Origin of the sequence: Pseudomonas brassicae, assembly GCF_010671725.1 — a bacterium.
Classification (GTDB): Bacteria; Pseudomonadota; Gammaproteobacteria; order Pseudomonadales; family Pseudomonadaceae; genus Aquipseudomonas; species Aquipseudomonas brassicae.
In genome coordinates, this window is record NZ_JAAHBU010000256.1 from 1 (window position 1) to 11942 (window position 11942).

An 11942-nucleotide genomic window follows, 5' to 3' on the forward strand; every position below is an offset into this window, starting at 1 on the left:
CCACAAGGGGCAGTGGTAATCCTTACTGCTTCTGTTCGGCCTGCGGGTCGTAGACGCGCGTCAGGTCGCCGCCCAGGCGGAAGCTCTTGAACGGCTGCATTTCGTGCTTGCGCTTGAGTGCATCGGCGTCGCACTGATACAGGCTGCACCACGGCTCCAGCCACGCGTACTTGCTGTCGACCTTCAGGTCGCCCATGTCCTGCTTCTGGCCATTGCGTGCCTTGAACGCACTCGGGTCCCTGGACCCCGATAACACCCGTTCACCCAGGCGCTTCAACGCGCCGTTGTTTTCCGGGCGTAGATCCACACCATTGGCCTGGGCGAAGCTTGCGATCATCGCCAAGGGCGGTAAGGCGTAGTTGTGGTACGCCAGGGCGCGTTGCTTGCGCTTCATTTCGTTGGGCAGGAAGCCCTGCGCATCGACCTGGTTGGCCCCCACGCGGTACTCCTTCACGGCCCAGTCGAACAGGTCGCGCCGGTCGGTCGCGACGGCCGTGGCCATCACCGACCAGGCCGCCCAGTAGGAGTGGTTGTTGATCTTTTCCAGCGGCAGGTCGCTCCAGTCCTTGACCGTCTGCTCGGCCAGGCGCGCAAACCATTTCTCGATCTGCTCGGCCTCGGCCTGGTGCGCCGCCAGTGGCTGGGAATGGGAGAACTTCAGGCGCAGGTAGGCCGAACTCATGCTGCCCAGCGCCCATTTGCGCATCGACTTGCCGGTGTGGTTGTAGTCGGTGGACATCAGCGCATCGGCGCGCGCCCAGGTGCCCAGCCACTGCAGGGTGCAGTCCAGCTGCTGCGGGCGGCCGTCACGCATGTACTGCATGACCTGCTTGCTGACCCCGCGCTCCAGCGTGGTGATGTCGGCGGTGGAGTCGCGGAAGGCTTTTTCGGAGACCTTGTTCAAGGTCGCGCGGGCCTTGTCCGAGCCTTCGTACTTGCTGCGAAACTGCAGCGAGCCGGTATAGGGCTGCGGCACCGCTTCACAGGTGAAATCGTTGGGGCTGGTCTTGGGGTTCTCGATCCCGGCGTAGTAGCCCTGCGGCGGGACCAGGCCTGCCGCCTGTGCACCCGCGCCGAACAGCGCAAGGGTGAGCAGGGCAGGGGTGGCGATGCTACGAAAGTGGCTCATGTGCGCCTCACAGTCCGGCGTGCGCAGCGCGCTGCGCGTTGCCGGCGATTGGGTTGCGGGTACAAAGCGTGGCCTTGACCTTCTGGCTGCCGCTTTGCGGGCCCTGCACTTCCACGGCGAGCAGGGTCTGGTTGGCCCAGTCTTCGTCTTCACGCAGCTGGAAAGCGAAGCGGCCATCGGTGTCGGAGGTCTCGGGTTTTTCGATCTTCAGGTCTTCGTGACGACCATTGAGGTACCACAGGGTGGCCTGCAGGGTCTTGACCGAGGTGTCTTCGAAACGGATGTCGAGCTGGTGGCGGCCATTGACCAGGTCCTTGATCACGCCGTTCTTGCCGTTGACCATCAGCTCGTTCTTGCCCGGCTTGAGCGAGGTGCTGGCGCTCATCTGGGCCGGTTTGCCTTCGCAGCCGTTGTCGAGCAGGGCGAGCATCTGGCGCCAGATGGTCTCCTGGTCCAGGCGGTACAGCGGCGAGAACTCCCAGATGAGGATCTTCGGCGGATTGTTCTGGAATTCCTCACTGCCCAGGTACTGGATCATCGAGCCTTCCAGGCCGCCACCGGGGAACGCCACGTTGAGCACGTCGGCGCCGATGTACTGCTGCAGGAAGCCCGAGAAGTTGTAGTTCTTGCCGCTGTGGCTGGTGCCCACCAGGGTGATCTGCGGGTTGCCCGAATCGCCGAACAGGTCGTCGCCGCCACTCTCGCCCTTGGGCTCGGTGACGAACTGGTCCATGTACTGCACCGCATAGCTGGTGCCGCACAACTGGCCGGCGACGTTGTGCAGGGTACCGGTCTTGCCCATGCGCCCGGACTTGTGGCTTTCGAACTCGCGCTTGGGCACGTCGGCGAAGGCTGGCATCTTGTGCACCGTCTCGGCCACGATCTTCGCTGCACGCTCGGCACCGTAAGGGGTCCAGTGCTGGTCGCCACGGAAGTAGAAATCCTTGCCTTGCTGCGCGGCCGGCAGCTGTTCGTTGGTCAGCGGCGACAGGTCGGGCACGTTGTAGCCCATCTTGCTGAAGCGCCCGAGCATGGCCTGGTAGTTGCCCAGGGCCTTCTCGTAGTTGAACGCAGCCTTGTCGGCGGGGTTGAGCATGTTGCGGTTCACCAGGCCACGGGTGGGCTGGTACACCACCACCAGTTCCACGCCACGTGCCTTGAAGGCATCGTGCACCTGCTGCAGGCGCTTGTAGCCGGCCGCGGTGGTGGTGAACTCGGTGCGCAGGTCTTCGCGGGTACGGAACAGCCAGTCGCCCTGGGCTTGTACCAGGGTGGTGAAGTTCTGCTGGTAGCGCGTGGTGTAGCGGCTGGCGTCGTGGGCTTCGGGGCACAGTTGGCAGCACGGCTCGGCGGTGAAGCGCGGTGCCTGCACGTCATCGGCGCGCACGCCGTTGCTGATCGCCAGCAGCGCGGCACTCAGGCCCAGCAGTTTCATCAGGTGTGGGGTCATGTCAGGTTTCCTCAATCCGCCATTTCGGTCTGGCGTTCGACCGGGTCGATCAGTACGGCTTTGCCCTGGCGCACCATCAGGTCGAGAATCTCGTCCTGACGCTCACCCAGCACTCCGGAAAAACTGATGCCGCTGGCCTTGCTCGGCGCCAGCATCGACACCCGGTACAGCTCCACGCTCAGCGGCGAGTCGATCGACAGCGGGCCGCTGCCGTTGGCCGCCAGCTCGCCACGACCACGATCAGCGAGACCTTGGTGTCGAAGGGGTCGAGGTCGATGTCGCGGTCGGTATCGGACAGGTCCTTGATGTGCCCGTACACGCCCACCAGGCCGTTGGCCATGGCGAGGTTCTCGTACAGGCGGATGTTCACGCTGTTGCGCACGCGAATGCCGTGGCGACGGTTGCTGATCACCTTGTTGCCCCAGATCAGGTTGTCGCCGCTTTCGTACAGGGTGATGCCGTCGGTGTGGTTGCGGTAGATCTCGTTGTAGGCAATCAGGTTGTTCACGCTGTTGCGGTCGATCACCACCCCCGAGAGCTTGTTGTCGTAGCTCTTGTTGTGGATGATCCAGCTGTCGTTGACCTCGCGTGAGACGATGATGCCGTGCTTCTTTTTCGTGCCGTGCACGGTGTTGCCGGCGATGATCAGGCGGTGCGAACGGTCATGCGGGTCGATGCCGTAGACGATGTTGTCGCGGTAGGTGCTGTCCTTGACCACGAAGTCGGCGGTCTCGTAGCAGTAGAAGCCGTACCACATGTCGCTGAACTCGGAGCCGAGGATCCAGCCGGTGGGTTCGGCGCGGTTCATCTGCCTGGCCATGTTGGGCGTGTACTGCGAGATGCTCACGCCGTACGACTTGCTCTTGGCGTAGCCGAAGCTGGCCATCTTGCTGTTGACGATGTAGGTCTCGGTGCCGCCCCACGCGAGCAGGAACGGGCGGAATTCATCGGGCTTGCGGAATGTCGCGGGGCCGTTGTCCTTTTCACGCCAGCCGGTGACGCGGGTGTCGCTGACAAACAGCTTGCCGTCATTGACGATGAACGATCCGCCTTCCTGGGACAGGCGCAGTTCCTTGACCTTGGCGTCGATCTCCAGCACGCCCTTGTGCCCGACCACGATCGGCAGCCGCGCCAGGTATACGCCCGGCGAGGTTTCGCGCAGGTACTGGGCGGGCACGCGCTTGCTCAGCTCGGTGAGGTCGACATGCCCGTCATCGATGAAGATCGCCTGCGGAATGCCGTGCTGGCGCGCCACCCATTCGGCCATCTTGTTGTCGCCGCCGATGAACTCCTTGAGCGCATCTTCCTGCAGCATGCGGCGCACCGTGACCTTGCCTTTGTGTGCACGCTGGATCTTCGCCTGCACGGCCTGGGCAGTGAAGCCGGTCAGGTCCGGCAGGGTCGGCGGGGCGATCTGCAGCGGCTCGATCGGCGCGCTGCTTACGGTGTAGGTCTTGGCCTGTTGCAGCTCTTTGGCCACGCTGGCGGCCGGCAGGCCGTTGGCCAGGGCGATGCTGCTGGCCAGCAGCAGGCTGCCGGCAAACAGCGTGTTGAGCGGGTGAAGGTTCATATCAATGCACTCCAGGCATCAGAAGCGCCAGATCACGTCGACAAAGGCGCGGTGCATGTACGCGTCCGCTTCCTTGCCGTAGGCGTCGCCCGGCTTGAACACCCCGCCGCGAAAGCGCACCAGCGCCGACGGTTCGTCGATCGACTGGCTCAGCGCAGCCGGTAGCAGGCCCTGCTTGAAGTACTTGGTGACGACCAGATCCATCTCCTGGCCCAGGTCTTTCTCGCCCTGGATCAGCGGGCGATTGATGCCGCCGTCATCGACCACGGCATTGATGCCGCTGCTGCCGATGTTCTGCTTGCCGTCGACGCGCCAGAACTTGTGGTACACCAGGCTCGCATCGTAGTCGTCGCGCAGTTGCCAGGAGGTGAACAGGGTGGCGGCCTGCAGGTTGCCCAGCTCGCCACGGAAGGCTTCGCCGAAGCGGTGCACGCGTGAGCGGGTGCCGGTGAAGTTGGAGCGGTTGCTCTCAAGGCCGGTCTGTTCGAAGTTGCCCGAGCCGTCGCTGCCACCGCCGCCGCTGCCGCGTGCATAGGCCGCACCGACCTGCCAGTTGGGGTCCAGGCGCAGGCGGATGCCCAGGTCGGTCGCCCAGGCATTGACGTCGCCACTCTGCTTTTGCGTGGCCAACTGGTCGCCGTTGGCCAGGGTGCGCGAACTCAGGCGATCGCGGTCGCCGCCCAGCCAGGTGACGCTGCCCCAGTAGTTGACGGGGTTCTGGTTGCGCCAGTTGTAGGCATCGCTGTTGGCCTCCAGGCCCAGCCAGGTGAGGTCGCCGTTGCGGGTCTTGTCGAGCGGGTCGATGATGTTGCCCGGGTTCTTCAGCTTGCCGTCGTCGTGGGTGTGGTGGGCGCGCAGGCCGACCCAGTGGCCGGGTGTCCATTGCGCGGCGACGTCACCGTAGACGTGCAGGCGGTCCTTGTCTTCGGGGGCCAGCTCGGTAAGGTCGGTACGGTATTCGCTGAAGCGTTGCGCTACACCCGCGTTGGCGCGCAGCAGGGTGGTGTCAAAGGTCCAGTTCAGCGCCTCGATATTGGTGTCGCGCCACATGCCGTCGTCATTGCGCAGGCGCTGGCGGCCAAAGCGCAGTTGCTCGCCGGGGTAGGCGGTGAAGCCGCTGTAGCCGACCCAGAATTCGCGCATGGCCAGGTAGCTCTTGTCCGGTTCGCGACCGTTGGCACGGCGGGTCTCGACCTGGCTGTCGTCGTCGGCCTGGCGCAGGGTATCGGTGTCGATGATGTCGGTGGCGGTGACGGCCTGGCCCATGGCGTAGGCGCTCCAGTTGCCGCGCTCGCCGTAGACCCACGGGCGCAGGTCCAGGCCCAGGCCGTTGACGTCGCCGCCGGAGCGGGTGCCCAGGTCGCGGTCGTCCTCGGACTGGCCGGTGGCTTTGACTTCCAGGCCGAAGTTCTTGTCAGCGGTCATCGCTGCCAGGGTCGGGCACGACCAGAGCAGGGCGAAGCCCAGGCCCAGGCCGGCTTTCATCCACGGGTTGAGTGTCATAGGGAATCCTCGCCGTCTTGTTCGGTGGTGTCCTGCAGGGCCTGCAGGGCCAGGGCGCCGGGGCCCTGACCCATGGCGCCACGGGCCTGGCGCTCCTGTTGCAACAGGCGTTGGGCCTGGGCCTTCTGCGGGGCAGAGAGCTGCTGGTCGAGTTCGCCGGCCATGGCTGCCGATTGCTCGCTGGGGTTGGCCTGCGCCAGTTGTGCGAACACCCAGGCGCTGACCAGGTCTTGGCGAATGCCGTGGCCTTCGCTGAACAGTTGGGCCAGTGCATAGTCGGCGCTGAGCTGGCCGCCACGGGCGGCGTTGAGCAGGTGGTCGACGGCTTTTTGCGGCTCGACCTGGCCCAGGTAGCCGCGCCGGTAGAGCTGGCGAGGTAGTAATGGGCGCTGATTTCATCGGCGTCGGCGGCGGCCTGCAGGTGCGTCTCGGCTTTTTTCGCATCGGCCGGTACGGCCTTGCCTTCGTAGTAGAGGCGCCCCAGCAGCAGTTCGGCGCGAGGCTGCGCGGCCTCGCGGCCCTTGTCGATGTAGCCCATCAGTTGCTCGCTGTCGCCCAGTTCCGGGAAGCTGTAAAGCAGCTGCGCGAGGCTGACCCAGGACGCTGGATTGTTCGGTGCGACCTGTTCGAGCAGGGCCTGAGCGGTTTTCTCGTCGGTCTGGCCCAGGCTTGGGTCGGCCAGCACACGGGCCACGCTGTCGACCCGGCTGGCCGCTACGGCGCCGCGCGCGTAGGCAGCCTTGAGCTGTTCGAGCAGGGCGGCCTGCTGTTCGGCCTGGCCGCGTTTCTGGTACACGCTGGCCAGTTCCACATAGCAGATGTCGGTGCTGGCCAGCGCTGCCTTGCAGATGCGTTCCACATCATCCAGGTGCTGGTCGTAGGTGTTCTGGGTGCGGTACAGCAGCACCTGGGCCAGGCCCGCCTCGGGGTAGCCGGCGGCGCGCCATTGGTCGACCTGCTGCTGGGCGTTGATGTCGGGGAAGCTCTGCGGGTATTGCAGGTAGAGCATGGCCAGCGGGATCAGGGTGTTGCTCTCGCCAGCGGCGAAGGCTTTTTTCAGCAGGCCCTGGGCCTCCTTGCGCTCGGCTTCGCTGCTGTCGGGCTTGGCCACCAGCAGGCGGCCCAGGCGGGCCTGGGCACGCGGTGAAATCTGCGCGGCGGCGCGGTAGGTGGCCTCGGCCTGCTTGAGCTTGGCCGGGTCGCGGGTTTCCACCTGGATATCGGCAAGGCCCACCTGGGCCTCGCTGTAGCCCAGGTCGGCGAGCTGCTGGTAGTTGCGCTCGGCCAGCGCGGTGTCGCCACGCTTGAGGGCTTCGTTGGCCAGGCGCTGGTCGGGCAGGCCGGCGCAACCGGCCAAGCTGACAGCCAGGGCCAATGCACCGATTCTAAGCGCTTCGCTGGCTTGCCAGCGAACGAGTGCACAGCACTCGCCGGGGTGTTGGATAGTCACCGGCATGTCCTCTTCAGAGCCCACGGGCCACGGCTTTGTCGATCAGCCAGTCCATCGACGGGCCACGGTCGCTGTTGACCGACACCGGGCGCCCGGCCAGCTCGCTGGGCATCGGCGCGTCCGGCTTGATCTGCACGCGAATGTCCGACGACAGGTCGTCACTGTTCAGGCTGGTGCTGCTGACGATCCGGCCCAGGCGCGTTTCGTCTTCACCGGCCACCTGGAAGTTGACGCGGGTACCAGGCTGCACTTCGTCGAACTGGCGGTAACTGAAGCGTGCCTCGATGACCGGGTTGGTGGTGCGCGGTATCAGCTGGAAGATCACCGCGCCCTTGCTCGCATACTGCCCGTCATCCACCAACTGCTTGGCCACCACGCAATCGCAGGGGCTGGTGAGGGTGCCGCTCAGCTGCTTGCCGAACAGTTCCTCGACCTTGGCCGGCTCCAGTTGCTGGTCATCCAGGTGGCCCTTGAGCATGTCCAGCATGCTGGTGCTGAACGAGGCCAGCGGTGCGCCCTTGACCACCGGGCCGTCGAGCTGCACCAGGCTTTGCACGGTGCCGTCGCGCGGCATGGTCACATTGGTGGTGGGCACGCTGACCACGCCGGCTTCGGCATGGCTGACGAAATACAGGCCGTACACCGACTTGGCGATGAAGCCGAAGGCCGCCACACCGACCACGAACACGCCCAGGCTGAAGGTCACTGCCCGCAGGCGGCCGAAGGCGCTCAGGGCACCGCTGTTGTCCTTCTGCTTGCGCGCCTTGGTGAAGTTGTCGCGCTGCAGGGTGCTGAGCACGTCGCCGATGCTGATCAGCTCGCCCGACAGGTGCGAGGTGATGATGTGGCGCAGGGTGGCGATGTCGCGCTGTTCAAGGTTCTGGAACTGCACGCCGGTGCGCCCGTTGGCGCTGTTGTACGAGCGGATCTGGAACTCGATGTCCATCGCCAGGCCGAGGTTGTCGACCACGAACTGCAGGCGCCCGCGCACCACTTCGCCGACGGCGAGCGGGTGCTTGGCATGGAAGCTCAGGCCCCCGGCCGAGAGGTCCTCGACCTTCACTTCGAGGGTTTCACGGTTGGCCCCCAGGTAGCGCAGCTTGGCAGGGATCTTGACGCGGGCGTGCTGGCGCTGGGCTTCGGACTCATGCACGACATTGGCATTCACGGCGGTATTCATGGCGATATGTTCCTGTTTAATCCGTTGGGCTGCGGCTCACACGACCATGAACAGCACAGCGATGAAGATGCTGGCTGCCGAGAAGGTCATGGTCCGCGAAGACCAGGTGTTGAACCATTGTTGAAAGCTCGCGAGGTCGCGTTTGAGTGCAGTGGGCTGGCGCGTCCAGGACTGCTTGTCGAGGCGGAAGAACACGTAGATCTTCATGATTGCCCCGACGATCTGGTTGTAATAGAGAATCAGCGGGTAGGCCGGGCCGATGGCATGCCCGGAACACATCAGCATCAGGGTCAGGATCAACCGCGTGATGCCGATCCACAGCAGGTACACCAGCAGGAACGCCGGGCCGAACTTGAGGCTGGCGATCACTGCCACGGTCAGCCCGAGCAGGCTGGTCCACATCGACACGCGCTGGTCGAACAGCACCACGCTGGTGAACAGGCCCAGGCGGCGGATACCCAGCCCCAGGGCACGGGAGTTCTGGCGCAGGTTGTTGCCGTACCAGCGGTACATCAGTTTGCGACTGGCCTTGAGGAAGCTTTTTTCCGGTGGGTGCTCCACCGTGTTGATCGCGGCATCGGGCACGTAGAAGGTGTCGTAGCCCAGGCGCATGAGGCTGAACCAGCTGGACTTGTCATCGCCGGTGAGGAACTTGAAGCGACCCAGGCGCCAGTGCTGCAGCGAGTCGTTCTCGACGTCCTTGATGAACTCGGGGTTGGTCACCACGGCGGCGCGGAACACCGACATGCGCCCGGTCATGGTCAGCACGCGCTTGGACAGGGCCATCGAGCACATGTTGATGTGGCGCTGGGCGAAGCGCAGCTTGTGCCATTCGCTCATGATGTAGCCGCCACGCACTTCACAGAATTCGTTGGTGGTCAGGCCACCGACATTGGGGTAGAGCTTGAACCAGGGCACGGTCTTGGCCACCACGCCTTCGCCGAGCACGGTGTCGCCGTCGATCACGGCAACCACGGCGTTCTCATCCGGCAGGTGGCGCGAGATGGCGCGAAAACCGAAGGCCAGGCCGTCACGCTTGCCGGTGCCGGCGATGCGCACGAAGTCCAGCGCGACACGCTCGGGCGGGTTGTACTTGGCCCACAGGCTCTTCACCAGCAGCTCGTCGCTCATCTCCACCAGCGAGCACACCACGGTGGTCGGGTAGCCGCAGTCGATCGCCTCGCGGATCACCGAGCTGTACACCTGGGCGGTGGTCAGCGCGTCGATGCGAAAGCTGGTGACCATCAGGTACACGTGGGACGGGTCGGCCGCGCTGCCCAGCTTGCGCACCTTGCGCCGCAGCAAGGGGTACACCACGTAGAGGAACAGCATGCCGCGCACAAAGTGCGTGGCACCCATCGAATAACGCCAGATACCGACGGCGCCGACGAGGAAAATGAAGTCCTTCGAGTCGGGGTCGAAAATGGTCTTGGGCAAGGCCAGGGCAATCAACATGAGCAGGCTCACGTAGAACAGCCAACCGGCGACCTGTAGCAGGCCGTGCTTGAGCCTTTGCATGTTCTGCATCCGTATCGAATGAAAGGGAAGGCGGTGCTGCACGGGGCTGGGGCGACCCCGTGCAGCGGCTGCCGTTACCAGCAGATACCTTCGGTGCGGCTGGTCGGGCAGGTCGGCTTGCGCATGAAACCGACCAGGTCGATGACCTGCTTGCCGGCCGGGGCTTGCTGCGCCAGGGCGCGGAACTTCTCGTCACGGTTGCCCAGCACGATCACGTCGGCATGCTGGATGACCTGCTCGAAGTCGGCGTTGAGCAACGACGAGACATGGGGGATCTTCGACTCGATGTAGTCCTTGTTGGCGCCGTGCACGCGGGCGTACTCGACGTTGCTGTCGTAGATGTTGAGGTCGTAGCCCTTGCCGATCAGGCGTTCGGCCAGTTCCACCAGCGGGCTTTCGCGCAGGTCGTCGGTGCCGGCCTTGAAGCTCAGGCCGAGCAGGGCGACCTTGCGCTTGTCGTGGCTTTCGATGATGTCGAAAGCGTTCTGCACCTGCGACTCGTTGCTGGTCATCAGCGAGTTGAGCAGCGGTGCCTTGATGTCCAGGCTGCCGGCGCGGTAGGTGAGGGCGCGCACGTCCTTGGGCAGGCACGAACCGCCGAAGGCAAAGCCCGGGCGCATGTAGTACTGCGACAGGTTGAGGGCCTTGTCCTGGCACACCACCTCCATCACTTCACGGCCGTCGACACCACAGGCCTTGGCGATGTTGCCGATCTCGTTGGCGAAGGTGACCTTGGTCGCATGCCACACGTTGCAGGTGTACTTGATCATCTCGGCGACTTCGATGTCCTTGCGGATGATCGGCGCGTCGAGTTCTTCGTACAGCGCTTGCAGCACGTCGCCGCTGGCGCTGTCGAGTTCGCCGATGACGGTCATCGGTGGCTTGTCGTAGTCCGCGATGGCGGTGCTTTCACGCAGGAACTCCGGGTTGACCGCCACGCCGAAGTCGACGCCGGCCTTCTTGCCCGAGCAGTCTTCCAGAATCGGGATCACCACGTTCTTGACGGTGCCCGGCAGCACGGTGCTGCGTACCACGATGGTGTGGCGGGTGGCCTTGTCACGTAGCACGAAGCCGATTTCGCGGCACACCGACTCGATGTACTCCAGGCCCAGGTCGCCGTTTTTCTTGCTCGGTGTGCGACGCAGATCATCGATACATCGCTGTCACGGATGGCCTGGGCGAAGTCGGTGGTGCCCCGCAGGCGCTGCTGGGCAATGCCCTGTTGCAACAAGGCTTCGAGGCCCGGTTCTACAATCGGGGATTTGCCCTGGTTGATCAGGTCGATTTTGGTCGCGCTGACATCCACGCCGATGACGTCATGGCCTCGAGCGGACAGGCAGCCCGCACAGACTGCACCTACATAACCCAAACCAAAGATGCTGATACGCATCGCATTCACCTCATGTGTTTATCATGCCGGCGCACAACTACGCGCCAGACCGGATTGGTTGACCAGCAAATTCAGGGTGCACGCAAGTGTCACGGTTAAACCGATACACTGCCGGCAGGCATAATTAAGTTGGAGTGCAATAAGAATAAGCACTCAAGTTGGCAGCCAAAGGCCATTTAAATTGGGTATTAACCCTGGACGGTAGCCGTCTTTATTGCAGTACCACACTGCCAGTACTGCTGTGCTTGTTATTTCAAGTGGATAAAATCCTATGAAATCAACCACTAGGACGATTTTTAAGGGTGCTTTCTCCTGGTTTGAGGTACGTCTCAGGTATGCCTGTTACGCCGTCAAAGGTAGGTGGGCAACTTCCCAATACTGTCCAATTGTCATGTAGGTCATCTCTCACAATGTTTCGTTCAAGAATCGTTACGGGTGGTATGAGCGGCGCTTGAGGGGATAAGTTCCTGAGCCGCCGTGGACGCGCTGAAGGATTTTTTTAATATTTGATCTGCGGTCGATACTTTCACTTTGATAGCACACGGCAGTTTCGTCCCGTGTCCACAGGGCAAAGTTGTGATGAGATGTTTTTATGCCAGCATGAAAAAAAATTTCAGGATATTTCGTCAAAAAAGGGCGAACGGTCTTATGACGTTTTGGTGTCGGCGGGGGTGTGTCGGTTTTATGGCGCCTGATGATTGGCGTTTTGGCGGGGTTGTGCAGGGAATTATCAGGCGCCTTCGCTGGCAAGC

General features: G+C 63.4%; 6 protein-coding genes and 3 pseudogenes. All 9 read right to left on the reverse strand.

Annotated elements, in window-relative coordinates:
* Positions 1 to 22: 22 nt before the first annotated feature.
* Complete coding sequence (locus G3436_RS17385; RefSeq protein ID WP_163947352.1) at positions 23 to 1129, reverse strand: mannuronate-specific alginate lyase; 1107 nt, start codon at positions 1127 to 1129, stop codon at positions 23 to 25.
* 7 nt (positions 1130 to 1136) lie between these two features.
* The gene (locus G3436_RS17390; RefSeq protein WP_163947355.1) at positions 1137 to 2579 is read right to left on the reverse strand and encodes an alginate O-acetyltransferase; all 1443 of its coding nucleotides are present in this window, start codon (positions 2577 to 2579) and stop codon (positions 1137 to 1139) included.
* 11 nt (positions 2580 to 2590) lie between these two features.
* Positions 2591 to 4149, reverse strand: a pseudogene (gene algG / locus G3436_RS17395) (mannuronan 5-epimerase AlgG).
* 18 nt (positions 4150 to 4167) lie between these two features.
* On the reverse strand, positions 4168 to 5652 hold the full coding sequence (locus G3436_RS17400; protein WP_163947358.1) for an alginate export family protein: 1485 nt from the start codon (positions 5650 to 5652) through the stop codon (positions 4168 to 4170).
* Positions 5649 to 7108, reverse strand: a pseudogene (algK, locus tag G3436_RS17405) (alginate biosynthesis TPR repeat lipoprotein AlgK). Before algK ends, G3436_RS17400 begins: the two are co-directional and overlap by 4 nt.
* A 7-nt stretch (positions 7109 to 7115) precedes the next feature.
* On the reverse strand, positions 7116 to 8282 hold the full coding sequence (locus G3436_RS17410; protein ID WP_163947361.1) for an alginate biosynthesis protein Alg44: 1167 nt from the start codon (positions 8280 to 8282) through the stop codon (positions 7116 to 7118).
* 36 nt (positions 8283 to 8318) lie between these two features.
* Complete coding sequence (gene alg8 / locus G3436_RS17415) at positions 8319 to 9809, reverse strand: mannuronan synthase (RefSeq protein WP_420801222.1); 1491 nt, start codon at positions 9807 to 9809, stop codon at positions 8319 to 8321.
* 65 nt (positions 9810 to 9874) lie between these two features.
* Positions 9875 to 11190, reverse strand: a pseudogene (locus G3436_RS17420) (nucleotide sugar dehydrogenase).
* Between the two features lie 429 nt (positions 11191 to 11619).
* Positions 11620 to 11942, reverse strand: a 323-nt coding sequence (locus G3436_RS27775) for a hypothetical protein (RefSeq protein ID WP_243667202.1), incomplete at its 5' end; no start/stop codon positions are given.

Coding starts and splice junctions, on each gene's coding strand:
- alg8 (WP_420801222.1), bottom strand. CDS start 9,809: ATGCAGAACATGCAAAGGCTCAAGCACGGCCTGCTACAGGTCGCCGGT.
- G3436_RS17400 (WP_163947358.1), bottom strand. CDS start 5,652: ATGACACTCAACCCGTGGATGAAAGCCGGCCTGGGCCTGGGCTTCGCC.
- G3436_RS17390 (WP_163947355.1), bottom strand. CDS start 2,579: ATGACCCCACACCTGATGAAACTGCTGGGCCTGAGTGCCGCGCTGCTG.
- G3436_RS17410 (WP_163947361.1), bottom strand. CDS start 8,282: ATGAATACCGCCGTGAATGCCAATGTCGTGCATGAGTCCGAAGCCCAG.
- G3436_RS17385 (WP_163947352.1), bottom strand. CDS start 1,129: ATGAGCCACTTTCGTAGCATCGCCACCCCTGCCCTGCTCACCCTTGCG.